Source organism: Candidatus Magnetobacterium casense (assembly GCF_000714715.1).
Taxonomy (GTDB): domain Bacteria; phylum Nitrospirota; class Thermodesulfovibrionia; order Thermodesulfovibrionales; family Magnetobacteriaceae; genus Magnetobacterium; species Magnetobacterium casense.
Map to the genome: position 1 here is coordinate 124,018 of NZ_JMFO01000002.1, position 25,244 is coordinate 149,261.

The window sequence follows — 25,244 nt, forward strand, 5'->3', positions numbered from 1 at the left end:
CAATGGTGTGTTGTTTAAGCCATAAGGGAAGTTAATCCTTTTGGTGTTTCCAAAAGACAGGCGTGGTGTTACGCCTGTAGTCCGAGTTCGTTATAACACGAGGATACGTATAACGTATCAAATTAAAACAAGGAGATTTAGATATGAAAGCGTTACATGATATGAAAAGACAGATGCTACAGTCAGTCGTTAGTGTGTTGAGCGTAAGGACGTTGCTTGCCCTGGCGCTGGTTGCCGTGATTGGGGTTGTTTGCCTTGCCGGCTTTGCAGTTGACGCATTTGCGGAAGACTACACTTTTGTAAGCAAGTGGGGTAGCTATGGCAGTAGTGACGGGCAATTCAATAGGCCACGCGGAGTTGCTGTTGATGCCTCTGGATATGTCTATATTGCCGATACTGAGAACAACCGTATCCAAAAGTTTAGTTCAAACGGTGTCTTTATAACCAAATGGGGTAGCCAAGGCAGCGGCGATAGTCAATTCAATAAGCCATACGGAGTCGCTGTTGATGCCTCTGGAAACGTCTATATTGCCGATACTGAGAACAACCGTATCCAGAAGTTTAGCTCAAGTGGTGCCTTTGTGAGCAAATGGGGTAGTTATGGCAGCGGTGATAGTCAATTCAATAAGCCATACGGAGTCGCTGTTGATGCCTCTGGAAACGTCTATGTTGCCGATTATGATAACTGCCGCATCCAGAAGTTTAGCTCAAGTGGTGCCTTTGTGAGCAAATGGGGTAGTTATGGCAGCAGTGATGGTCAATTATATGGGCCGTACGGAATAGCTATTGATGTATCTGGAAACATCTATGTTGCTGATGTTTATAACTACCGCATCCAGAAGTTTAGCCCAAATGGTGCCTTTATAACCAAATGGGGTAGTCAAGGCAGCAGTGATGGTCAATTAGATAGCTCATTAGAAGTAGCTATTGATGTCTCTGGAAACGTCTATGTTACCGATTGGAATAACAACCGCATCCAGAAGTTTAGCTCAAGTGGTGCCTTTGTGAGCAAATGGGGTAGTTATGGCAGCAGTGATGGTCAATTATATTGGCCAGTAGGAATAGCTGTTGATGTCTCTGGAAACGTCTATGTTGCCGATTATGGTAACTACCGTATCCAGAAGTTTGCAAAGACTGGAGGGGGAGCTAAAATAGTCAACCCTGGAAATAACCACACCTATCAAAGAATTGATCAACAAATGAAATGGGCTGACGCTAAGGCTTATTGTGAAAGCTTGGGCGGATATTTAGCAACCGTAACCTCAGATAGTGAGAACAAATTTCTTATCGATAAGTTATTGCCTGCAGACTTTTTTGATAGTGTGAATAACTCTTACTGGGTTGGGGCAACCGATGTAGAAACCGAAGGCACTTGGAAATGGATAACTGCTGAAAAATGGGACTTTACAGCATGGGGTAGTGGTGAACCTAACAGTGACGGAGGTGAAGAAGATTGTTTGATGTATTATAGTAAATACGGTAATACAAATAATTTATGGAATGATGGTAGCTGTTCAAGCACCTCCTCACTAATTTGCGAATGGAATCCAACATCCTCAAAATACACACTTACGATTACAAAACAGGGAACCGTCTTTGACTTTGTTACCGCCTCTGCGGGGCCTATAAGCTGGAGCAGCGATACTATAGTTGCATCTTATGGCAGCGGGGGGTGTACTGGGCATGGTTGCACGGTAACACAGACCGGTACGGCTTACTATAACAGCGAAATCCCCGTTACACTAAAGGCAAGTGGCTCAAATTCAAAATTCACCGGTTGGGGTGGGGACTGTGCCACTGCCGGGCAGAATCCTATCTGCACGATAAATATGTCCGTAAACAAGAATGTGACGGCGACGTTTACAGCTTCATTGCAACCTTCACCGCAGATCGTTGGCAGGGTGTATTCCAAAGGTGGAGATGGTAAATGGACTCCAGGAGGTGGTGCAACGGTAACACTGAAAAGTTCTGACGGAACTGCATCACAGTCTTATACCACAAGTAGCGATGGAAATTACAGATTCACCGATATATCTGCAGATACTTATAATCTCTCTGCACGCTCCAATATATTAGCTGCTACGGCGACTGTAACTATTTCTACCTTAACTGGTGGGGGTAGTACTATTACTGATACTATCCAAAAGGTCGATCTATATATGACCCCAAACGCTAAACCATTGATATATTTGCCTGGAATAATGGGGTCGGTTGATAGGGAACGATCAGATTATGCCAATCAATATGCACTGAAAGCCATACTTCCACAGGGTAAATGTAAGCCCACTATTCAGCTAAAGATTTTTGATCCAAATGTTTGGTACAAGACGGGAGACCGCTATTTTCTAATTCGACCAATAAGTCTTGAATTTTTCAAAAAAACTTTTGAAAAAAATGACGAATTTAAGGTTTTTGAAGTTCCTTATGATTGGCGACTCTCTTTGGATGATAAAACTACTTGCCCAGGTGGCAAAAAACCATGGGAATACTACCTTAAACCTGTCATTGATAGAGCCAAACATGAAACAGGTTATAAAACAGTATATGTTGTTGCTCATAGCATGGGTGGTCTTCTAACAAGAACATACATTCAAGATGAGAATTATGGCAACGATATTGAGAAATTTGTAATGTTAGGAACCCCTAATGAAGGTTCGGCAAACGCATATTCCATATGGGAAGGAGGAGATCCACAGAAGGTAGACGATTATTTAAGTGGCATTATCTCTACCTATGTAGGCAAACTATTGATACCAGATATGTATTACCCTACAACAATAGCAAACTGTAATAACATGCATAAATCGTGCAAAACATACAAAGAAATAAAGAAGTTTATTAAAGATAACGTTAAAGGATTGGGGAATTTGTTTCCAACCTACCCATTATTAGAGGTATGGAAGGATAATGTGAATGAACCACCTATTACTCAAGTACCGGTTACATCTCCAGCGTACAACAAGTTCTTAGCTGGTCTTAATAGTGACAAGAATAAAAGCAGAATGAAAACTAATTGTAACTCAAGTAGTACTTGTGTTACAACAAAGCTGTTCACGACAAATGATCAAAAAACCATAGATTATATACGAGTTAAACCCTGTAACGATTGTTTGTATGAGGATGGAAGTCCAGGCCCTATTACAACAACATCTGGTACTAAAAAACCTGAGATAGAGACGATAAACGGTGATGGTACCGTAGTTGCTAAAAGAGCAATAGAACCCTTTAATGATGCTACAGGTAATCCATCTATTGATTATGAAGAAGGTAGTTTTGGTTCACATGGACTGTTGCCTGCCAGTGAAGAGTTAAAAGATAAGATTTTTGCCTATTTTACAGGTAGAAACCCCATACGTTCGGCAACAAAAGATGTTACAAGGGACACAGTGCCTACGACAACGCTTAGTTTTTACCTAACTGGCGGTGTCCAGCCTTACATGACAGACCCTCAGAATAGGACAGAAGGTGTGAACTTTACCACAAACCAGATAGAGGAAAACATCCCCGATGCTACATTGGGTTTAGGTGGAACCTCATCATCTATATTCATAAACAACCCCGTCAATGGAAACTACACAGTTGACTTGAAAGGTAATGCCGGATTGTTTACTGTAGACGCGTCCTCTTTCAATCTTTCAAGCGGGTCAGAAGCGACGACCACAAAAAAAGGCTTTTACAGAAACGGTATCTTCAACCTGTCGCTTGCCCTTGATACCAACACAGGAGTATTGACCATCAACAGCAAGGTAGCGCCACCCACTGATGTAAAGTCGCAAAACAATAGCGGGAAGACACGCTTGACATGGACACCATCTACAACGGCTGATGTGACAGGATATAACATCTATGGAAAGACCTTTGATCAAGACGGCTTTACTCTTCTTGCAAGCACCGACAAGGACGCTACGTCGTTTGACACAGGTAAGGACTGGGCATCAACCGATACGGCAACCGTATGGTACTACGTGGTAACGGCCTTTGACTCGGATGTCACAGAAAGCCTGTGGGATACGACTACGGCAAACACAAACCCGATAAAGGCCGATTTCAAGGCATCAAACACAACGGTTAGCGTTAATACGCCCGTGACGTTTTCGGACCTCTCAACGGGTAACATTGTGTCATGGCAATGGGACTTTGAAAACGACGGTACAATAGACAGCACATCACAAAACCCGACACACAGCTACACTGCACCGGGTACCTATTCCGTGAACCTGTACGTAAAAGACAGCGACGGCAAGACAGATTATGTCTCCAAGGGGGCATACGTCACGGTTACGTCAGCTACGTCAACCGGTCGTGTACTCGGTAGTAAGGTAGACCTAAACGGTGACGGCAAGGCCGATATAGTGTGGCTAAACACTACCTCTGGCGACGTTGCCGCATGGTTGATGGACGGGACTAAGATAACCAGCGGCGGATATTTGACTAACGGAATGCCAAACGAGTGGCAGATAGCAGCTAAGGGTGATCTCAACGGCGATGGCACGACCGATATCGTGTTACAAAACACCACCACCGGTGGTGTCGTTGCCTGGTTGATGAACGGGACAGCGATATATAGCGTCGACTATTTGACTTACATACCAAACGAGTGGCAAATGGTAGGCATTGGCGACCTAAATGACGACGGCAAGAGCGATATCGTGTGGCAGAACACTACCTCTGGTGACGTATTTGCATGGTTGATGAACGGGACGACGATATTCAGCTCCGCTTATCTGAAAAAGACATACCGAGCGATTGGAAGATGGCAGGCATCGGCGACCTCAACGGCGACGGTAAGACCGATATCGTGTGGCAAAACTCCACCACCGGTGATGTATTTGCTTGGTTGATGAACGGGACGACGATATCCAGCGGCAACTATCTCTCCAGGGGTATACCGAATAACTGGAAGATAGTCGCAATGGGCAACCTTAACGGTGACGGCAAGAGCGATGTCGTGTGGCAGAACACCACCTCTGGCGACGTTGCCGCATGGCTGATGGACGGGACAACGATATCCAGCGTCGGCTCTCCGGCCAAAGGCATCCCAAGCAACTGGCAAATAGCAGCAATGGGCGACCTTAACGGCGACGGTATGAGCGATATCATCTGGCAGAACACCACCTCTGGCGACGTTGCTGCATGGCTGATGAACGGGACGACGATATCCAGCGGTAACTATCTCTCCAGGGGTATACCGAACAACTGGCAGATTCAGTAACAAGTAAGTAGCACAATCCTCTGCAGGAAGGGGGCTGAGGGCATACGTGTTAAGCTAAACATGAAACACCACCAATAAAACCATTCATTGTAGAAGAACCCTCCCCTAACCCCTCCCATAAAGGGAGGGGGAGCTACTGAAATGGCCAAATCTCTCTTAGCTTAACACGTATGCCCGCAAGGGGTCACGGACCCCTTGACCCCATCCTGCGCAACCTTGATTTTTAAACATGAGGTAAAATTACCCTGCCAGAGGACAATAGCACCTTGATTTAGCCCTGGTGATGTTGTACAATATCAGACTATCATGCCAAAGTTGTTTAAGGCACCAACGAGCGACAATACAGCGAAGTTCTATGACGACCTCATAGCTGGACGCACAAGGCGCGGCCTGTGGGGTGCAGAGGCTCGCTTTGACGGTGCGCTGATTAGTACCAAGTATTCGGTCAGGAGACACTTCACGCCCAATGTCGCCCCGTACATCAGGCCGACGGACGTTGTACTGGATGTCGGATGCGGCAGCGGAGGATTTCTGCCCATACTCTCCGAACTGTGTGCAAAGCTGGTGGGGATAGACATAACGCCATCGTTTGTAGCAAAAAGCATGGAGATCGCAGAGAAGTTCAACCTGGCTAACACGGAAATATTACAGGAGAGCTGTGAGCACCTGCCATTTGACAATCACAGCTTTGATGTGGTGGTGATGCTCGACGTGATTCACCACATGGAAAATGTCCGGGATTCTCTCAAGGAGGTACACCGTGTCCTTACGCCCGGTGGCCGCGTCATAGTCTTTGAACCAAACAAGCTCAACCCGCTTGTCTATGTCATGTGCATGCTTGACCCCAATGAAAGGGGAGTTCTGCCGCTGGGGACAAAGGGTGCCTACAGGCGTCTGTTTGCACCTTACTTCACCGTGGAGAGGATGGAATATAACGGTATGCTCATTGGCCCGCAGCAGGGCCTTTCACTGGCAATATCGGATGTCATAAACCACCGGCACACCAAACCCCTGCTTGGCTGGTTAAATGCACGGATGTTCATCGCCCTGACAAAGCCGCAATGAATGCACAGCCGTTACAGAGAAACCAACTGAAGCCATTTCTGCATGAGTACTCCCGGTCCATGCCGCTGATGTATCGCACCAAGGTGGCCAACAGACACATCATCGGGTCATTTCATCTGGTACTGGATAGTGTCCCGTATGGGGCAAGGCTCTTTGACATTGGCTGTGGCACGGGGGCGCTGTTGTACCTTGCGATAAAGCTCAAAGACGTGACCCTGGCACACGGCTATGACCTCTCCAAAGAGGCAGTGGCGGCCTCCGAGGGCGTGAGTATCGCAATCCCGGAGCTTAGGGTGACACACTCTGCCGATGTCTTCCCCCCAAAGGACATAGCCAACTACGACGTCGTAACCATGGTTGACGTCCTGCACCACATAGCCGGCCCCATGCAAGATTCCTTTGTCATCAGGCTGACCAAAACCCTCTCCCCCGGCACCCTGCTGATACTGTCAGACATGGAAGGGACAAACCTCTTCACCGGCATCACAGCCAGGGTGCACGACCTGTTGGTGAACAAACAGGTTGTCAGACCCAGGAAATCAAGCGACGTAATTGCCATGCTGGCAGACAACGGCTTACAAATACTCTCCGTGTCATGGTGCTGGTCGGTGGTGTTTAAGAGCTTTGTGATCACGGCCAGGAAGACATGAAAACACCCGCATAATGGGGTCAAGGGGGCTGGCCCCCTTGCAGGGGGTTCTGAAGGGGGGCGGAGGGGGTGAGGCACCCCTGCCACAAACCGCCCCTTTCTTTCTCTTCCACTCAAATGCGATTGCCCTAATGCACACCAACAGCAGTTGTGCAAATGATGTGTGCTCTGATATACTAAAGGTCAATTGATGTCTTGGCAACAACAGGTGTAAGTTAGCTTAACGGTATGTGGATATATCTTATCTTGATATTTGTATTTATCCTGATGAGCGGTTTCTTTGCCGGCGCTGAGATAGCAGTGGTAACGGCCAGGAAGACGCTGATAGATACGCTTCAGAGGGCCGGCAGGGCAGAGGCAGAGGCCCTGATGATGCTTAAAAAGAATCCGGAGAGGTTTCTTGCAACCATCAAAATAGGTACTACCATGGGGCTTGCCATGGCGTGTGTCTTGGGCGGCGCCTTTGCCATTGAGGTGGTGAGACCGGTGGTATCGAAAGTGCCTGTGAAATATATTGCTATTTTTGGTGGTCCTTTGAGTATCCTGATTGTCCTGGTTGTGGTGTCTTATGTGCATTTGCTCTGGGGTGAGCTGATACCCAAGTCCCTGGTGCTGCTCAACCCCGAGCGCGTTGCACTGGCTGTATCGAGGTTGATGTATGCGTCTTCCAGATGGGCTTCCGTGCTGATAAATTCCCTGACGTATAGCGCAAACATCATCCTCAGACCACTGGGAATAAAGGCCTTTACCGGCAGAGGTTTCGTCTCCCAGGAGGAGATAAAGCTCCTTATACTGGAGGGCAAGGACAGAGGTATCTTTGAGTCCACCGAGCAGGAGCTGATCCACAGCGTCTTTGAGTTCACCGATATATCGGTCAAGGAGGTCATGGTACCCATCGGACAGGTAGTGGCCGTCTCTATTGATGACCCCCTGGAGAGAAACCTGCTCCTCATATCCGAGGAAAAGTACTCGCGCTACCCCGTCTTCGGCACCGAAATCAATAACATCAAGGGCATCCTTCATGCAAAGGACGTCTTTATACACCTGGCCCAACACAAGGAGGTTAACATGCGCAAACTGCTCAGGGCACCGTTTTTCATCCCGGAGACAATGCTGATCAGTCACCTCTTAAGCGACATGCAAAAAAAACGCAACCACATGGCCATCGTCGTCAACGAACACGGCATGGTCACGGGCATCGTCACCATTGAAGACCTGCTCGAGGAAATAGTTGGCGAAATCAGGGACGAACACGACACGGAAAGACCCGTTATCTCCATAGGCAACGGCGTATACATCGTATATGCCTCCATAAACATCAGAGACCTCAAGGAGGACCATGCAATGGAATTCCCCGAGTCTCCGCAGTACGACACCCTGGGAGGGTTTATCGTCACCACACTGCAGAAGATACCACAGGGCGGGGAAACTATAAACCTCGACCATATGAGATTAACCGTCCTTGAGATGGTAAATAAACGGGTATCAAAGGTAAAGGTGGAGTTTCTAAACACCGACGCCTTGGATACACACAAGGAGGAAGGCGTTGAATAAGACAATCGATGTATCGGGTTTAACACTTTTACACAACCTTTTACATTTGCCCAAACGGGTGATGATAAGGGTACCAGTGAGCGTAATAGTCGTGTTATCAGCCGCCGTGCTGTGTTCGTGTGCGACTCCGGTCACAAAGTCCGGAGGCCCGCAGGCTGCACTTGTCTCCAAGGGACCGTTAACTGAAGCCCGGCAGCCGGGACTTGAACACGGCGTTGAACTCATCCCAAAGGAGTACTTCCTTGACAACGGCCTAAAGGTGCTCATGGTCGAGGACCACAAGGTACCCATTGCTACGTTTCAGATATGGTACAAGGTCGGTTCGATAGACGAACAGCCAGGCAAGACCGGCCTTAGTCACATGCTTGAACACATGATGTTTAAGGGAACCAATCGCTACGGCTCCAAGGTGTTTTCAAACCTGGTACAGAAAAACGGCGGTGTAGACAATGCCTTTACGACCAGAAACTACACCATGTACTACCAAACACTCATATCGGACAGGCTTGGGTTGTCCGTGGAGCTTGAGGCCGACAGGATGGCAAACCTGCTCTTAAACGAAGAGGACGTAAAGTCGGAAAAACAGGTCATTATGGAAGAAAGACGTCTGCGGACAGAAGACAACCCCCAGAATCTGCTGTTTGAACAACTGACGGAAAAGGCCATTTCCACACACCCCTACCGCAATCCCGTCATCGGATGGATGGATGACATAGCATCCTTTACCGTGGAGGACCTGCGGCAACACTACAATACCTACTACAGCCCCAACAATGCCGTTATAATCGTCACCGGAGACATCAATCCCACAGAGACGCTCCGGTTGATCAAGGCCAACTTTGGCTCCATACCCGCCAAAAACACGGCGGCAGTACAAATCCCAAAAGAGCCTGCACAGGCCCAACCCAAACGCATTGTCCTGAGAAAGCCTGCTCAACTACCCTATCTGCTGATGGCCTACCACGTCCCCTCCATTCCCCATAAGGACAGCTATGCCCTGGATGTGCTGTCGGCGTTGCTTTCGGGCAAGAGTGGCAGACTATACCAGGAGCTTGTAAAGAACCAAAAGGTTGCCCTCAATGCCTTTGTCTTCTACAGCGGGTTTCACTCGGACCCCTATCTGATGTACTTTGGCGGTTCCGTAATGGGTGGCAAGGGCAACAACACGGATGCCCTTGAGGGCGCCATACTGCACGAAATCGAAAAGCTAAAGACAACGCCACCCACCCAACGGGAGATACGGAAGGCCAAGAACCAGATAGAGGCCTCATTTATCATGGGACAGGACTCCATCTACTTTCAGGGCGAACTCCTGGGCATGTACGAAATGCTCGGCAACTGGAGGCTCAAGGACAGGTACCTGGAGGAGATTCGGGCCGTAACGGCAGAAGACGTAACAAGGGTGGCCGCAACATATCTGACCATAAACAACAGCACCATCGGTACCCTGATACCGGAGTAAACGATGAAAAAACTGGAGGCGATGATACTAATGATCATGCACATGCGCATAAGGGTGTTTTTTGCTGCAATACTGCTGGTTGTGTTTCCTCTGACTGCACATGCACTGGATGTAAGACGGGAGGTACTGATGAATGGATTGACATTGCTGCATATGGAGAGAACCAACCTGCCCATTGTGAAGATAAACATGCTAATAAGGGCATCAAAGCTCGATGAGCCATCAGACAAGGCGGGGCTGGCAAACCTGACGGCCGAAATGCTGCTGGAGGGTACAAAGAGCAAGAGTTCCAAGGAGATACAGGAGGAGGTCGAGTTTATGGGTGCCTCGCTGGAGGCGTCCGTGAATACGGATTTTACGGTCATTTCGCTTTCGGTGCTGAAGAAGGACCTTGACAAGGGGTTTGAGATACTTGCCGATTGCCTGTTGAATCCGTCGTTTTCCGAGGGCGAGCTGAGGGCCAAAAAGGAGATCGTAAAGGGCGCCATCAAACAAAGTGAGGAGTCTCCGGCGTTTGTGGCAAACAGGGCATTCTTGAAGGACGTCTACGGACAGTTTCCATATGGCCGTCCAACCGAAGGCGATATACAGAGCGTTGATTCCATATACGTACAAGACCTTGTGAACTTCCACAAGGGGCACTACGTTGCCTCAGCATCGATCCTCACGGCCGTGGGGGATGTTACATATGACAAGATTACAGGGCTGATTGACAAGCACCTGTCAAAGTGGCAACCGGGTGAGGTCGGTCATCCCCATGCACCGATATTGCATAATGGTCATAACGCCAAGGTCAATCTCATCGACATGGACCTCACACAGGCAAACATCATCATTGGTCATGAGGGGATCACCAGGGACAACATAGACTTCTATGCCGTGATGGTCATGAACTACATCCTCGGAGGCGGGGGGTTCTCCTCACGCATGGTTAAGACCCTGAGGGATGACATGGGGCTTGCTTACGATGTGCGCAGTCACTTTGCCTCTTACAAGTATGGCGGGGACTTTCAGGCCATCATACAGACAAAAAACGAGTTTGCAAACACGGCAGTTACCGAAATACTAAAGCAGATAAAAAGAATAAAGACCGACTACGTTACAGAGGAGGAACTAAGCGACGCAAAGGCGTATTTGACGGGCAGTTTTCCGCGTAAGCTCGATACCATGGACAAGATAGCCCATTTCCTGTCACAGGTGGAGTTCTATAGGCTCGGCTTGGACTATGACAAGAAATACCTGGACTACATCAAGGCGGTAACGAAGGAGGACGTCAGGCGCGTTGCGGTTAAATACCTCGATGATATCAACTACCATCTTGTCATTGTAGGCAAACAAGAAAAGATAGGGTTTCAACAAAAAGACACAAAGGATAAATAGAATCAATATGCCATTAGAAATGATACGCACAAGTTCGATAATGCAGGAGACGTCAAGCAAGTACCGTGCAGATGGTAAGCGCATTGGCCTTGTACCAACAATGGGTGCCCTACACGAGGGTCACGTGAGCCTTATACGGCGGGCCAGACAGGAAAACGATGCCGTTGTCGTGAGCATATTTGTCAATCCGAGGCAGTTTGGCGCCGGTGAGGACTTTGACAGCTACCCCAGGGATTATGCGGCAGACTGGGCCGTATTGTTAAAAGAGGAGGTGAATGTCCTCTTTATGCCCGGCATCCCTGAGATGTATCCGGGAGGTTTTTGCACGACGGTTAGCGTGACGGAGATAACCGACAGACTATGTGGCAAGTTTCGCCCGACTCACTTTGCCGGTGTAACGACGGTGGTGGCCAAGCTCTTTAACATTGTACGGCCAACGCGGGCGTATTTTGGTCAGAAGGATTATCAGCAGTGTGTCGTCATCAGCAGGATGGTCTGCGACCTCAATATGGATGTTCAGGTGGTGCCATGTCCAACGGTAAGGGAAAAGGACGGTCTTGCGATGAGTTCGCGTAACGTGTATCTGACCCCGGAGGAGCGTGCCGATGCAGCCTTGATATACAAGGCCATGAAGGAGGTCGAAGTCGCCCTCAAGACAGCAACGTTACACCTGAGCAAGGCATCCCGGAGGCTCAACGAACTGTTAAAGGCAATCAGCTCCGTCAGTGAGGTCCAGTATGCCTCCGTCTATGACCCCGAGAGCCTCGTTGAACTATCAGAGGCCACTAAGGGAACAAACGGAAGAGGTACCGTGCTCATAGCCGTAGCAGTGAAGATCGGAACTACAAGGTTGATCGACAACCTCCTGTTAAAACTCTGATAAAAGTCAACTGCCTGCTATAATCTTGAAGTAGTCCTCGGGGCGATAGGGTTCCTCCTCTGCCCTGCGTTGGAGAAATGCCTGCACCTTTGGATGTGAGGATGCCCTGAGTTCATCGATAGAGCCTGTGAATACGATATCTCCGGCGTCGAGCATTATGACATAGTCGGCAATGGTGAATATACTTGCCAGCTCATGCGTAACCACAACGAGGGTCAGTTTGAAGGTGTTGTGGAGTTTTATGATCAGCTCGTCCAAACCGGCGGCAGTGACAGGGTCTAATCCGGCTGATGGCTCGTCGAAGAAGAGCAGTTCGGGGTCCATTGCCATGGCCCTGGCGATCCCTGCACGTTTTTTCATCCCGCCGGAGAGTTCTGCCGGATAATAACCCCCAAACCCCGTAAGCCCCACCAGGTCAAGCTTCATGCGTACAATGATGTCTATGATTGGCTGTTTTAACTGCGTGTGTTCCCGCAGCGGTAGGGCAACGTTATCGCCCAACGACATGGAGTTAAGCAGGGCGGCTCCCTGAAACAAAACTCCCATCTTCTTCTTAAATTCAATCAACGCGTTGTCGTCCATCCTGGTAATGTCTTTGCCGTTAATGTTGATTGTCCCCATGGCGGGTTTTAACAGTCCGATCAGATGCTTTAACAGGGTGGTCTTACCGCAGCCGCTGCCACCAATTATTACCGTGGTCATCAGAGACGGAATGCCAAAGGTGAGGTTCTTTAAAACCTCCCTGCTGCCATAGTATGCCCTCAAGGCAATAACGTCAATAACCGTTTCCATAACAAATTAACACCCGGTTTGAATGGAGTGCTACCCTCTCTGTATTACCCCAACCCCCTATCCGTCCACTTGTCCTTTCTGTACACATTTAGCTCTTTCACAAGCAGGTGGACTGTCGTTGAAGGGTTATCCTTTTCAGGGGCAGGAGGGTTGTATCTCTCTAACAGTTTCCTGGCATTTCTTATTGCAGCCTCTTGTCTGTCTTTAAGCTCTGCGTACATGTCTTTACCGTTTTTTTGATATTCGCGATTTAATAGGATTGAAAGCATCTTCTTGTAAGAATCTCTGTCTCTTGCAGTATCGTAGTAATGAAAATGTAGCAGGTACCATAGCTCAAATGCCTGATTTGAATACGCAACATCTATATTTTCGTTTTTGGCCAACTGCATAGCCTTGTTGAAATCTTGAGGCTTAAAAGAGTCTCTGTCAAATACAACCCACACTCTGCAATAGTTTGCCTCATCTCCCCTTAATTCTATGGTTCTTTTTACTAAACTAACAGTGTTATATCCCTCACCTATAATTTTTACCCTTATTTTAGAATTTTCTAAATCACGAAGAAAACCTTTAAAATAATTGGGTTCTGTTTTTTCCCCTTCACACACTATCAACATTGTTCTTGAAGTTTCTTGAATCTCACTTTTTCTCTTTTGTTTGTTTAATTTGTTTCTCATAAGTTTATTCTATCAATGAGGAAATATCACTACAAATAAAGGGTATTGCACCGTATTTTCCCAAAATATAGTCTCTTTCATAGGGTTCATTACCTTTGAGTTTGAACTCAACCAGAGAGTACAAATCAGTAGAGCCATCTCTATCTTTTTCAGTAAACCATACTTGATCTCTTCTATAAAGTTTATTGCTCAACAAGTTAGTATCATGAGTAGTAATAATGAGTTGGGAATTCTTCTTATTACTGTTAAACAGTTCGATTAAATAAGATGTAAGGTTTGGATGCAGCCTTGCATCCATCTCATCAATAACCAGCATTCCTCCATTTAGCAGCGTATAAGCAATAGGACCAGCGAGTGATAAAATTTTTTTCGTTCCTTCAGATTCTGCAACCAGAGGCACCTCTATCAAACCAATTTCTTCATTTTCCTCATTATACATTCTATGAGATGTAAATGTTGTAAGTTCATATACTATTGGGTTAAGATTATTGTCTTGATTCTCTTTAGATACAGAATCCATTGTTTTTTTTAAATAGTCTTCATCTCTTTTAATGTCTTTAATTTGTATATCTGCAAGTTCAAGTATACTCAAAAGTATTTCTTTGAATTTTTCATCACTAAGCTGTCTAAGAGTATAAGGTAAGATGGTTATATCACTCATAGCCGAAATAATATTAAAATGTGAAAACCACTTTAATATGTTATTTCCTAAAGTGTTTTCATTAAATTGTGCGACAAGAGATAAAAAGAGGATATTTTGACGAATTTTTCCCTCTAACTTTTTCCCCTCTTTAAAAGATTTGATCTTGATACTATTATCATCTCGTATGTAAAGGTTTTTTTCTCTATCCTTTGGATAACTGTATAACCACTCTTTATGTATTTTGCTATCGTCAACATCAAAACCATATCTGTATCTGACGCCATCTAAAATAAAACAAATCTCAAAATGTGCAGGTTCACGTTTGTTTTTTAAGTTAAAATTGAATCTGGATATACTAATATGTTTTTTATCTGGTATTTTATTGAATGGAGTTAAAACAAAATACTTCATATAACTCATTGCATGTATAAGATTGCTTTTGCCACTGGCGTTTGCGCCATAGATGACAGCGCTCTTTAAAAGATGCCACTCTGGATCATCAGTTTGGATACGATTATCCGGCAACTCCTCTATGTCTGCCGCAACCATACTAAAAGTAACCTTGTCCTTGAACGATAAGAAATTCGCTACACTAAACTCTACTAGCATGAAAGTTATTATAATAACAGGTGTCCCGGAATGTCAAATCACGCATAAATCCAACCTACCACCCAAATCTCCGCAAGATGGGGTCAAGGGGGCTGGCCCCCTTGCGGGGTGGGTCTGAGGGAGGGGGGCGGAGTCGCCTCCCTTCTTTCTTCTCTTATTTCTTTTATTCGTATCCGAGGCGGAAGCTCTGGCATATCTTGTTTGCTTCGTCCGTGAACTCCCTGGCTAGGCGCTCATCCCTTATCACTGACAAGACCTCGTCTGAGTACAGACTGGCGACGTACCAGTTGCAGGACTCCGTTATGACCGTGTAGTTGTCAAAGACCGCAAACTTGTGATGCAAGGGCGAGTAAATACTCTCCCAGTAGTAGACAAACACCACTTCCATCCAGTTGTCCTTGAGGCGCTTAACAGGTTCCTTGAGGGGTCTCCACTTTGCGGTGTCCCAGCTCTGCGGGAGCTCCCCGGTGTGACAGATCATGCCGTTGAGGATGATCTTGACCCGCACGCCACGATTACGTGCGTTAACGAGGGCCGCGATGACATCCGTTTCGTGGTTGTCGTGCGATGAGACCCCCGTGAGATAACCGATGTCAAACATGGATACGATGATCGTGTGTTTGGCGTTGTTGATCTCCGTGACGATGGCATCCTGTGCCCTGTAGTAGTCGCGAAACGGCGTGTAGTAACTGCCAAAGCTGTAGTAGAGATTGTAACGATGCTCAGGGGTGACGCTCAACCTCTGCACTACCCCACCACGTAAGGCGTGATAGATGTTGGAATACACGGTGACAAAGTCAGCAGAGTAGTAGACGAGTCCGTTTTCCCAGTTGCCGCCCCAGAGGTGAAAGTGCAGGTTGTAAGAGCTGGAGTGTACTATTTCGCCGTCAAAGATGATGATCTTGGTGTGCATACTGGCAATGCCCTGGGTGGGGTCACAGGGGGTGTTTCTGACTATGCCGTAGATGGGTATACCGGCACGCCTCATTTTGGCGATGTTTTCGGTTACGTTGAGTGAGCTTACCGCCGGCCAGTCGGCAATGCACTCGACCTCAACGCCGGCACGCACGGCATGTATGAGGTGCTGCGCTACGTGGTAGTTGTCAAAGTCAAAGATGGCCATCTGGATGTAGTGTCGGCCATAGGGGTCGGCCTTTTTGCGTTCGATGACCCAGTCGATGTGTCTGTGGATTTCGTGTATGGGGTGGTCTGTGTTCCAGGTGTTGCCGCGCGTGAAGAAGGGACGCACCGGTAGATCGCCATAGAGGGTGTTGATCCTGTCCAGGGCGTCCTGGACATCCGTGCGATCTACTTCAAAGGTGCGGTAGGGGTTGGGTATCTTAAAGTAACTGTCGTGAAAGTCGGAGTTTTCCACCCGCCCCTTGTGAAAGTCATGTATCGATGCAAACTTGTACTCATAGTACGATGGTATGGAACGGCCATCCTTGTGGATTATGTAAGAGAACTTTATGTTTTCAGCATGCCCGTGCAGCCCCTCATAGGGAAAGAGCGGCAGTTGGTGAGTCTGCCACTTCTGCCAGTTGTCACCGAAGTGTCCGTTGTGATAGGCATCCATGAGGTAATACTCACAGATACCGTCCTGGCGGAACACCTTTAAAAGCACCTTTAGTGCCATACCCGGGCCACAGTCGCAAAACGAAAATCCGATACCCCCGGGGAAATTGGATATGTTCCACCCCTGGATGTTGGTCACGAAACGCCTCTGACCTATCCACTTGTATGACGGATGACAGTATTCTTCAGCAAATCCTTCCATGTTTTCTTTACCTCTGGATAGTATAAGTATAGTTTAAGCCCTTGTTGTTAAAAATATAGCCGCCTTCATGTGACACCACACAGCAACTAAAACAGGGGTAGTCGTAGTGGTGGTCGTACAGGTCTATCACAAAGTCTATGTCGAATGCCCTTGTGCCCGGTATGTCGGAGGCAACTTCTTTGATAAATACGTTTCTGTTAAAAGTGATTTTGTGGTGCCAGTCCTTGTGATGACCCTTTGTGAAACCACAGTAGATATTAATGTTTTGTACGAGGAGTTCGTTGGGCAGGACAACGCGACACTGGTCTGCCAGTTGTTTAAACAGGTAATCATTGCTGTTTGTCGCTCCAGGACGCTCCTGGTTATCAACGACGTAGGCAATAAAGTGGGTCTCCAGTCTTTGTGGGCTGTCGTCTATTTGCCTGAAATAAAATCCGGAATCAAAGGATACATTGTATATTTGTTTATTGAGAAATCCCAGGTACTCCAGTTTCCAACGTTCGTAGAAGTATGCGTCAATGGCAAAGAGTATCCTTTTTTTGACGTAGTTGTACATGTCTTCCATGCTGCCGCCGTAGCGGGGCAGTGCAAAGACCTCCTCGGAGTTGTTGAAGCTGATGGGTGGGAGTCCCTTTTTCAGGAGCATGTAGTTGAGGAAGCACTTTCCCACGCGACCGTTGGAGTCCCAGAAGGGGTGTATGCCGATAAACATGTAGTATGAGCGAGAGAGGTCATAGACAAATGAATCGAGGTTGTGAAAGCTCTGCCCGGTCTCCCACAGGACGTAGCCCAAGTCGGATATTTCCCTGGTAAAGTTTCCGAACTCGCACGTGACGCCGTTTCTGTCGGGGAAGTCGTATGGTCTGAAGTTGCCCGCATTGGGCACCAGTCCCTTGGAGAATGTCAGGTGGATGCGCTTGAGCAAGTCGATGTTGATATCCGTAAAGGTGTGGAGGTTAGAAAAGGTCTCCTTATACATTTCGATGAAGTTGCTATTGCCAATGACCTTCAGCTCCTTTGGAGAAAGTGTGTCCTCGTGTCCGACGGTTCCCTTCATAATCGTCATAGAGGAACATCCCAGGTGCAGAAACAGCTTTTGAAATATAGCGGTGTTGACGGTCCATGGGGTCTCCTCGGCCATGATCCGGAAGTACAGGTCGAGATCGAGTCTTACATGGCGACACGCGGCGGGCAGGTGGTCTTCTTCGGTCCAGCCCAGCGTGTCACACAGGTGCGTGATGATGTAGAAAGTGTCCATTGACTGCAGTTGTCTGTCATCGATGTCGATGGTCTCTTGCAACAGGCCCAGATGCCGCTTGAAGGTTTCCTCCAGACGCCAGCGGATGTGCCCTTCGTAGTCTTTTTTCAGGGCACCCAGGGCGTTTAACAGTTCTATGTTGACACCATATCCCCGGTACCCCAGGGAGTTGATGACATGAATCTTTCTGTCTATATCTCCTATGGTGCAGTTAAAGAGGTCTTGATTGTAGTGCCACTTTTTGAAATAAAACAGCAACTCCTGCGCATTGGGGACATCCTGATGGTCCAGCTCACCAAGCTCTCTGAGTACATGCTGAAACTTACCCTTTGTCGCTTCAAAAAGCTCATGACAGTGATGGTCCCATTGATAAGCCAAAACAAAGTTTCCACGACGATGAGGCATTTCACACACTCCTAAATGTTATGTATTTTTTTATTATTCTATAACGGCCAGCAATCCGATATGGTCACTGAGTTCAGGGTCATTGAGTATGAGTTCAGCCGCCTTTACCCTGACATTCCCTTTTACCATTATGTAATCAATCCTGGCGAATGGATTGGTTGTCGGAAAGGTATCACCGCCAAGGCGATGACACTGTCTGTAGGTATCTGCGTAACCCTCTTCGGTGAGATATTGCATGACCGGAGAGTTTTCCTTGCTGTTAAAGTCCCCTGCGATGATCGTGCAGAGGTAGTCACTGTGCTGGTAACGGAGTTTGAGTTCCTTGAGCAGTTTCTCCGCCTGTGCAAGCTGGATATTTGGATTGTCGCCGTGGTCAAGGTGCACGGAGGCAAAGACGACCCTGGCGCCATACAAGTCAATATCAGCCGTGGCGGCATAGCGCTCCATCAGCGGACGGACGTTGTCGGTCAGATCGTTGTTGAGGTCTATGCGCTGCACGTTGACCAGTTGGGCCTTGGCCGATACCGCCACTCCTTCGGGATACTTATCCATAAACTGGTGACAGTAGGCATAGTGTGTTCTATAGTAGCAGCCAGTGATCTTGGTCATCCAGGTTGCTATCTGTGCGCTTGTTTCTTGTATTCCGGCACCGCTTATGACCTCCTGGTAGGCGCAGAGTTCGGGGTCAAAGACGGATAGCTCGTTGGCAATGCGTTTGAGGCGCAGGGGGTTTTCATCGTGCAGACCGTGGAGGTTAAACGAGCATACGCGTATGAGTCTGGGGTTAAAGGAGCGATACCTCAGCATATCGTCTTCTGTGAATATACCCAGGGTGCCTGAGCGGGTAAAGCGGTCGTTGAGTCTGTAGATGTATTCCTTTGTGGCGTTGTACTCGGTGGCTATAGTTTCTACGGGTGTACCGCTGCGCAGCAGGCGTATCATCTCCAGGCGTCTAAGGAAGGGGTCATCGGGGTTGAGGCCATCCATCCAGTGCCGTATGTTTGAGCCGGAGAGTATGCCGTAGACCCCACTGAGCGTAAATGCCGAGTGTACCCGATAGAGGTACTTGAGGTCTGTGTGAAATCTGGCCACTATCTGTTGAGGTGGCACCCCCGTTCTGAGCAGGCGTATCATCTCCAGGCGCTGGAGGACATCGTCAGACCCCTTCAGGACGTCCAGCCATTGGGCCGATGCCAGTTCCCTGTCCAATACCGCATGGACACCACGTGCATTTAGCTCCGTCCACAGGCCGGAGAGACTCTCAAGGACATCCTGTCTCTGCATCAGCAGCTTTTTGAGCTGAAGGCGGAAGGCGCTGCGGGCATCATCGTCGTAGATGTTATCTGAGACATCACCTATGGCCTCTTTCAGGGCAGGTTTGGTCTTGAGTTCGTCCTTGATTTTATCCCATATGGCCGTAGCCCAGCGCAGTGCATATGTATCTTCAACCTTGTCGGTCTTTAGCCGTCCCGTCAGGTAGGGGAGATAAGGTATAAGAAACCCTGCGATTGCATATACAATTGAATTCGTATCCATCTAAATCACTCCATCTTCAGATTTAGCGTATCGTGCTATCAGACTAATATATCACGGTCAGCAAGAAAAATGCAACGAACAATGGGTGCATAAAAAGTTGGGGAACTTTCGTAAGAGACAATTTGCCCTGTTGACACAACCTGTTCATATGTGGTATAGTGTCATATGATGAAATCTAATATAGCAATCGTGGTTTTACTGATGGTGTTTCTGGGCATTGGGTGTTTCTATGTTGTCGATGAGGTGCTTGCCTTTGGTGGGTGTGATGAGAACTGTGCCTCGTGTCACAAGCTCAACGTGCAGGAAGCCGGACAACTGCTAAAGGACTTTGCCCCGGCTGCAACGGTTGAGGCCGTTCAGCAGTCACCGTCCAAGGGACTGTGGGAGATCACTATAAACACGGGCAAAAACCGTGTCATCGCATACATGGATTACTCCAAAGAAAACATCCTCATAGGCAATATCGTAAAGATAAAGACAAAGCACAATCTGACCGAAGACAGACTCACAGAGGTAAACAAGGTGGATGTCTCTACGATCCCGCTCAAGAACAGCCTCCTGATGGGAGCCGGTAATGCTAAAATAAAATTGATTGTATTTACCGACCCCGAATGTCCGTTCTGTAAGCAGTTGCACGGGGAATTAAAGGCGTTAATTGAAAAGAGAAAAGACATTAGCATCCACGTCATACTGTTTCCCCTGACGGCGATACATCCGACGTCGTACAAGAAGACAAAGGCCGTAGCGTGCGAAAAATCGCTGAAGCTGCTGGACGATGCCTTTGAAGGCAAGGAGCTTCCAGAGCCTGGCTGCGAAACAAGCGCAATTGACGATAACATAAAGCTGGCTGAAAAACTCGGTTTAACCGGCACTCCGGCAGTCGTCATGCCCGATGGCAGGGTGCTGCGAGGGGCATTTAAGGCCGACGACCTCGTAAGGGAAATCGACAAGAGCAGTCAATCCACAAAGGAAACAAAAAAGACTAATCGCAAGAAATAGCACGCTTGCTTGTGGAAATTCTGTGGATACAGACAACGGAAAGATAAATCAGCTGATCAAGTCGTTATTGTTCTACTTGCAGGGGAAGGAGAGGGCGTTGCGGTTGTCTTTGGTAGCCTTTTTTTCGCGTGGTCATCTGCTGATAGAAGACCTGCCGGGGCTGGGCAAGACCACGATGGCCATTGGCATAGCCAAGTCTCTGGGGTTGAATTTTGGGCGAGTGCAGTGTACCAGCGACCTCTTGCCTTCAGATATAACCGGCTTATCCATCTACAACAAGAACAAGGGCGAGTTTGAGTTTCATCACGGACCGATCTTTAGCAACATCGTCCTGGTTGATGAGATCAACCGTGCCACGCCTAAGACGCAGAGTGCCCTGTTAGAGGCCATGGGGGAGAAGCAGGTCACGATAGAGGAAAAGACGTATCAGCTATCACGACCATTCTTTGTCCTGGCCACGCAGAATCCATTGGAGCAGTATGGCACCTTTCCGCTGCCGGAGTCTCAGATGGACCGGTTTATGCTCAAGATAAGCATAGGCTATCCCGACAGGGAGTCGGAGCTGGACATCCTGCGCGGGGGTAGCAGACGCCAGGAACTCTACAACATGAAGCCGGTTATCGACAAGGAACATACACTGCAAATACAGCAGGACATCCGCAACAACGTCCACGTTTCGGAAAAAATACTGGCCTACATCATAGACATAGTGGAGGCCTCCCGAACCCATAAGTACCTTGCATCGGGCATCTCCACGCGCGGGGCATTGGCCATGACCGCCACGGCCAGGGCAAATGCCTTTATCAGTGGCCGAGACTTTGTCATCCCGGAGGACGTTAAGGAACTCGCACAGTACACGATTGTACACAGAGTCCTGTTTAAAGAGGACTTTGACGCCCAGACCAGAAAAGAGATCATCAAAACCATGATCGGGCAAATCCCTGCACCTGTGTAGTTCTTATAGGATATGGACTTCTTCGTGCCCAGGGTGGCTCACCCCTCCCCTTGCAGGGGGTTCTGAGGGGTAGCGGAGCCGCCCCCTTCTTTTTTCTTTACCGTGAAAATGTCATATTCCATTTCTTACAACTAAAAATGTCTGAACCACGATTTAACGGATTAAGGGATTATCAAGATTTATGTTAAAAAAAACCTTATACCTGACATCCTGTAAATCCTTTAATCTGTGTAATCCTGGTTCAGACAATCTCTTAAACCCCCGATTTTACTATAATGTGACATTGTCAAATTAATAAACCTCATATAAATTCTCTAACTTTAGAGAGATACCGGTGGGTAGTGTGGCTACTGTGTTTCGTTGAGGGACCTTCCCGTGGCCTTGAGGAAGAGGTCTTCGAGGTTTGCCTGACGCAGGTAGTAGTCGTCGCTGTTGAGGGTTTTGATGATGTCCTGCAGGGGGTCTATGCTGTTGGAGTATACGTGCGTAGTGCCGTGGGCGTGGTCTGAGCGCAGATTGAGGCTGTCTATGTGGTCGCTGATTCGCTGTACGACGTGCGGCTGACGCAGCTCCAGGACGTAGCGTTCGATGTGACGCTGCAACAACTCGTTGGGATTGCCCTGGATGACCTTTTGACCTTCGTTGACGATGACGAGGTCATCACACAACTGAAACGCCTCTTCCATGTAGTGCGTAGTGAGCAGGATCGTAAGGTTGTCTTTTTTCATTTGCCTGAGCTTGTTCCACATGAAGTGTCGCACCTGCGGGTCTAGGCCCGTGGTTGGCTCATCCAGGATCAATAGCCGTGGATTGTTGATAAGGGCACGCGCTATGATTAACCGCCTCTTCATACCACCGGAGAGACTCCTGATCCTGGCATCGCGCTTGTCAGAGAGTTCCATGATATCAAGCAGTTCGTCGATTCTTTTTAACGCCTCACGTCGTCTGAGGCCATAGAACTTGCAAAACGTCATCAGGTTCTCTACAACGTTGAGTTCGACGTCTAGGTTATCCTCCTGCGGTACAACGCCACAGATGCTCTTGATCTTCAGTTCATCGTACATGGGGTCGTAGCCAAAGACGGAGATGGCGCTGCCGGGGTGTTCATCCCTGAGCGACTTGCCATAGATCATCTTCATCAGCGTACTCTTGCCGGCCCCGTTAGGCCCCAAAAGCCCAACGCACGCCCCACCCCTGACCTCAAACGATATCCCCCTCACCGCCATGACCTTGCCGTAGGTCTTGTGGACGTCCCTCACCGAAATAACCGATTCATTCAAACCCTGTTTACCTGCCCATAAATAAGTTTCGATTGTGTGCAATACAAGAAAGTGGCGGCTCCGCTTCTTGGCGCTCCAGGGGGTGAGGCACCACTGCCATAAAAATCGCACCCGCCCCGGGCACGAAGAAGTCCCCTTGACCCCATTATTTCACACTTGTTAATTACCATAAGAAGTAAAATTTTTTAGTTGCAAAAATTGTAATGTGACATTGTCAACTAATAATCCTCCCTTCATATCGTATACATTTATAATAGCACCCCCAGCACTCATTCTGCAACTGTGCTACGAAGGTATGTTTAGCCCTGCCCTGTACCTGCTGTCCCCTTGACATACTCGTCATGGTGTGGATAAAGTAGAGGTATCAAGTATCAAGGGGCCCGCCTGTAATGGCAGGACGCTCCAGCGGGGCAGAGTCGGCTGTCTTGGCGTTGGCACCAGAAACATATTAAGCGTCCTGCTCCCCTCGATATCCTTGATAAGAGCATGTAACCCTCTGCGATATGAACTTATAACTATCTCCTTGCCTTCTCGTTGAATAGTTACAGATATGAAGTTTATCTGTCTGTTCTTCTATACTTTCGCACTTTTTTATAAACCAGCATTTTATGCAGTTCTTGAAAATGGATTCCCGTTTTCACGGGAATGACAGTAAATGGCGATTTTGGCTGTTCTATGTCATTCCTGCATAAGCAGGAATCCAGAAAGTGCGAAATCATAGTGTTCTTGTAAAGACCGGATAAAATAAGTATCAAGATCACGCGCGCCATGTACGATATGAACCACATACAAATGGCTGCGCAGGCCGTCTTCATCGGCATAGCGAAAGAAAATAACATAGCTGCCATAGGTAACACTGCGGTAATTGTGTCCATATTAAGGATTTAAGTTATCGTACCATAAAGGGCGGAACTAAACCACGGCACCACTAACAGCGTGGGTATTTGCGTTGGGTTATAATTCTCCCTTCGTGTCTTATATTTCTACAATAGCATGTTCCATCGGCGTTTGGCAACCGTGCCGTGGGATATTTTGATCGACAATGTTACCTCGTTGTAAGCATGTAATTTCAGACAAACCCCAAGGTTATGGTAAATTTATGTGTGCTCCAAGATAAAGACGTAGCTCATAAGGAAAGACTCTGAGGCCTATTCACTTTAAAAAAAGAGACTGTCAGGTGTCTGTACGACAACTTCAGTTTTAGGTCAGAGGGGTATCTTTGTCTTTGTTCTTTTCGTTTATCGCATCGAAATTAAGGATGTCGAGGTACTCCCACTGTCTGTATGCGACAACATGCAGTCCGTTGCTTGTTGCAAGGTTGATAATGTCTTCCTCAATAAATGTACTTGCCAACATGGGGATTATTTGCTTACCGACACACTCGTTGAAAAAGGTCGTTAGTGTCTTCGCCTTAGCAAGTATCTTCATGACGTCTCGGTCATCAGGTTTAGATTTTACCTCTATCATGAATGCCTTATCTTCGCAGATGAGCAAGACGTCAACCTCACACTTTTTACCCCCATTCCGTTTCATGGCTCTTACACGAAAATCATCGGGTTCACACTTAAAATATTGTCTTATTAGTGGTTTTGCTCCAGGCGCTATTAAATTTTCAACGAGAGTTCCGAATTTGTTAGAACTATCACCAATTGCTTTATTAACCTGCCGCTCGAATGCCTTACGTGCTTTTTCCCTTTCCTCTTTGTCCTGTTCAAGCCACTCCTTGAAACGAGCATCCTTCTCTCTCATCTCTTGCCGGAAGGCTTCCATTGCCTCCTTCTCTTGCCGAATGTATTCCTGCCACTTCCGATCCTGCTCTGCTTTCTCCTCCTTCTCCCTCTGAGTCTGCTCCGCCTCCTTCCGATCCCGTTCTGCTTTTTCCTCCTTCTCCCTCTGAGCCTGCTCCGCCTCCTTCCGATCCCGCTCTGCTTTCTCCTCCTTCTCCCTCCGATTACGTTCCTCATCCCTCCGATCACGCTCCGCTGCCTCGAGCTTCAACTCCCTGCAAAGCTCTATCACCTCTGCCATGAGCATCTCTAAGTTGCCAACCCTTGCTTCCAATATCATTTGCATCGCTATAATCCTCCCTTCATATCGTCTACATTTACAATACC

Annotated in this window: 18 protein-coding genes; 10 read left to right on the forward strand and 8 right to left on the reverse strand. The window is 47.7% G+C overall.

The window, feature by feature from the left end; genetic code table 11:
• The first annotated feature begins 143 nt into the window (after positions 1–143).
• The 8 genes from Mcas_RS16050 to panC all read left to right on the forward strand — a co-directional run bounded on the left by Mcas_RS16050 (position 144) and on the right by panC (position 12,202).
• Entirely contained in the window at positions 144–4,841 is a 4,698-nt protein-coding gene (locus Mcas_RS16050; RefSeq protein ID WP_052566686.1) for a lectin-like protein, read from the forward strand.
• The gene (locus Mcas_RS16055) at positions 4,754–5,212 is read left to right on the forward strand and encodes an FG-GAP repeat domain-containing protein (protein ID WP_162176223.1); all 459 of its coding nucleotides are present in this window, start codon (positions 4,754–4,756) and stop codon (positions 5,210–5,212) included. The genes Mcas_RS16050 and Mcas_RS16055 overlap by 88 nt, the downstream gene beginning before the upstream one ends.
• A gap of 306 nt (positions 5,213–5,518) precedes the next feature.
• Complete coding sequence (locus Mcas_RS01570; RefSeq protein WP_040333636.1) at positions 5,519–6,277, forward strand: class I SAM-dependent methyltransferase; 759 nt, start codon at positions 5,519–5,521, stop codon at positions 6,275–6,277.
• Positions 6,274–6,927 carry a class I SAM-dependent methyltransferase gene (locus tag Mcas_RS01575; protein WP_040333637.1) on the forward strand — a complete coding sequence of 218 codons (654 nt, stop codon included), beginning with the start codon at positions 6,274–6,276 and terminating at the stop codon, positions 6,925–6,927. Before Mcas_RS01570 ends, Mcas_RS01575 begins: the two co-directional genes overlap by 4 nt.
• A gap of 245 nt (positions 6,928–7,172) precedes the next feature.
• A complete protein-coding gene (locus Mcas_RS01580; protein ID WP_162176224.1) occupies positions 7,173–8,480 on the forward strand; it encodes a hemolysin family protein in 1,308 nt (435 codons plus the stop codon).
• Between the two features lie 76 nt (positions 8,481–8,556).
• Positions 8,557–9,942: a M16 family metallopeptidase gene (locus Mcas_RS01585; RefSeq protein WP_200873608.1), complete on the forward strand. Its 1,386-nt coding sequence runs from the start codon at positions 8,557–8,559 to the stop codon at positions 9,940–9,942.
• Between the two features lie 3 nt (positions 9,943–9,945).
• Complete coding sequence (locus Mcas_RS01590; protein ID WP_040333639.1) at positions 9,946–11,322, forward strand: M16 family metallopeptidase; 1,377 nt, start codon at positions 9,946–9,948, stop codon at positions 11,320–11,322.
• Between the two features lie 7 nt (positions 11,323–11,329).
• Positions 11,330–12,202 (forward strand): pantoate--beta-alanine ligase, encoded by an 873-nt coding sequence (gene panC, locus Mcas_RS01595; RefSeq protein WP_156033001.1) that lies wholly within the window; start codon positions 11,330–11,332, stop codon positions 12,200–12,202.
• 6 nt (positions 12,203–12,208) lie between these two features.
• On the opposite strand, the gene Mcas_RS01600 is transcribed toward panC, so the two are convergent.
• The 6 genes from Mcas_RS01600 to Mcas_RS01625 all read right to left on the reverse strand — a co-directional run bounded on the left by Mcas_RS01600 (position 12,209) and on the right by Mcas_RS01625 (position 19,896).
• Positions 12,209–12,994, reverse strand: coding sequence for an ABC transporter ATP-binding protein (locus tag Mcas_RS01600; RefSeq protein WP_040333641.1), 786 nt, complete (start codon positions 12,992–12,994; stop codon positions 12,209–12,211).
• 44 nt (positions 12,995–13,038) lie between these two features.
• The gene (locus tag Mcas_RS01605; RefSeq protein ID WP_040333642.1) at positions 13,039–13,668 is read right to left on the reverse strand and encodes an RloB family protein; all 630 of its coding nucleotides are present in this window, start codon (positions 13,666–13,668) and stop codon (positions 13,039–13,041) included.
• A 4-nt stretch (positions 13,669–13,672) separates the two neighbouring features.
• Positions 13,673–14,860 carry an AAA family ATPase gene (locus Mcas_RS01610; RefSeq protein WP_162176225.1) on the reverse strand — a complete coding sequence of 396 codons (1,188 nt, stop codon included), beginning with the start codon at positions 14,858–14,860 and terminating at the stop codon, positions 13,673–13,675.
• A gap of 223 nt (positions 14,861–15,083) precedes the next feature.
• Positions 15,084–16,697 carry a phospholipase D-like domain-containing protein gene (locus tag Mcas_RS01615; protein WP_040333644.1) on the reverse strand — a complete coding sequence of 538 codons (1,614 nt, stop codon included), beginning with the start codon at positions 16,695–16,697 and terminating at the stop codon, positions 15,084–15,086.
• 7 nt (positions 16,698–16,704) lie between these two features.
• Positions 16,705–18,333 (reverse strand): Fic family protein, encoded by a 1,629-nt coding sequence (locus tag Mcas_RS01620; RefSeq protein WP_162176226.1) that lies wholly within the window; start codon positions 18,331–18,333, stop codon positions 16,705–16,707.
• Between the two features lie 60 nt (positions 18,334–18,393).
• Positions 18,394–19,896 carry an endonuclease/exonuclease/phosphatase family protein gene (locus Mcas_RS01625; RefSeq protein WP_040333646.1) on the reverse strand — a complete coding sequence of 501 codons (1,503 nt, stop codon included), beginning with the start codon at positions 19,894–19,896 and terminating at the stop codon, positions 18,394–18,396.
• 165 nt (positions 19,897–20,061) lie between these two features.
• Here Mcas_RS01625 and Mcas_RS01630 point away from each other — a divergent pair, with 165 nt between their 5' ends.
• Positions 20,062–20,895, forward strand: a complete 834-nt coding sequence (locus Mcas_RS01630) for a DsbC family protein (RefSeq protein WP_081853520.1) — start codon at positions 20,062–20,064, stop codon at positions 20,893–20,895.
• Positions 20,896–20,917: 22 nt separating this feature from the next.
• Positions 20,918–21,850 carry an AAA family ATPase gene (locus Mcas_RS01635; protein ID WP_040333647.1) on the forward strand — a complete coding sequence of 311 codons (933 nt, stop codon included), beginning with the start codon at positions 20,918–20,920 and terminating at the stop codon, positions 21,848–21,850.
• A gap of 347 nt (positions 21,851–22,197) precedes the next feature.
• Here the strand turns inward: Mcas_RS01635 and Mcas_RS01640 are convergent, their stop codons facing one another.
• Both Mcas_RS01640 and Mcas_RS01650 read right to left on the reverse strand, forming a co-directional pair.
• Entirely contained in the window at positions 22,198–23,130 is a 933-nt protein-coding gene (locus Mcas_RS01640; RefSeq protein WP_040333648.1) for an ABC transporter ATP-binding protein, read from the reverse strand.
• 1,200 nt (positions 23,131–24,330) lie between these two features.
• Positions 24,331–25,203, reverse strand: coding sequence for a DNA recombination RmuC family protein (locus tag Mcas_RS01650; protein ID WP_040333650.1), 873 nt, complete (start codon positions 25,201–25,203; stop codon positions 24,331–24,333).
• Between the last annotated feature and the right edge of the window lie 41 nt (positions 25,204–25,244).

Excerpts from the sequence above, each read along its gene's own strand:
- Mcas_RS16050 (WP_052566686.1), top strand. The coding sequence starts at position 144 with ATGAAAGCGTTACATGATATGAAAAGACAGATGCTACAGTCAGTCGTT.
- Mcas_RS16055 (WP_162176223.1), top strand. The coding sequence starts at position 4,754 with ATGGCAGGCATCGGCGACCTCAACGGCGACGGTAAGACCGATATCGTG.
- Mcas_RS01570 (WP_040333636.1), top strand. The coding sequence starts at position 5,519 with ATGCCAAAGTTGTTTAAGGCACCAACGAGCGACAATACAGCGAAGTTC.
- Mcas_RS01575 (WP_040333637.1), top strand. The coding sequence starts at position 6,274 with ATGAATGCACAGCCGTTACAGAGAAACCAACTGAAGCCATTTCTGCAT.
- Mcas_RS01590 (WP_040333639.1), top strand. The coding sequence starts at position 9,946 with ATGAAAAAACTGGAGGCGATGATACTAATGATCATGCACATGCGCATA.
- panC (WP_156033001.1), top strand. The coding sequence starts at position 11,330 with ATGCCATTAGAAATGATACGCACAAGTTCGATAATGCAGGAGACGTCA.
- Mcas_RS01600 (WP_040333641.1), bottom strand. The coding sequence starts at position 12,994 with ATGGAAACGGTTATTGACGTTATTGCCTTGAGGGCATACTATGGCAGC.
- Mcas_RS01605 (WP_040333642.1), bottom strand. The coding sequence starts at position 13,668 with ATGAGAAACAAATTAAACAAACAAAAGAGAAAAAGTGAGATTCAAGAA.
- Mcas_RS01610 (WP_162176225.1), bottom strand. The coding sequence starts at position 14,860 with ATGGTTGCGGCAGACATAGAGGAGTTGCCGGATAATCGTATCCAAACT.
- Mcas_RS01615 (WP_040333644.1), bottom strand. The coding sequence starts at position 16,697 with ATGGAAGGATTTGCTGAAGAATACTGTCATCCGTCATACAAGTGGATA.
- Mcas_RS01625 (WP_040333646.1), bottom strand. The coding sequence starts at position 19,896 with ATGGATACGAATTCAATTGTATATGCAATCGCAGGGTTTCTTATACCT.
- Mcas_RS01630 (WP_081853520.1), top strand. The coding sequence starts at position 20,062 with ATGATGAAATCTAATATAGCAATCGTGGTTTTACTGATGGTGTTTCTG.
- Mcas_RS01650 (WP_040333650.1), bottom strand. The coding sequence starts at position 25,203 with ATGCAAATGATATTGGAAGCAAGGGTTGGCAACTTAGAGATGCTCATG.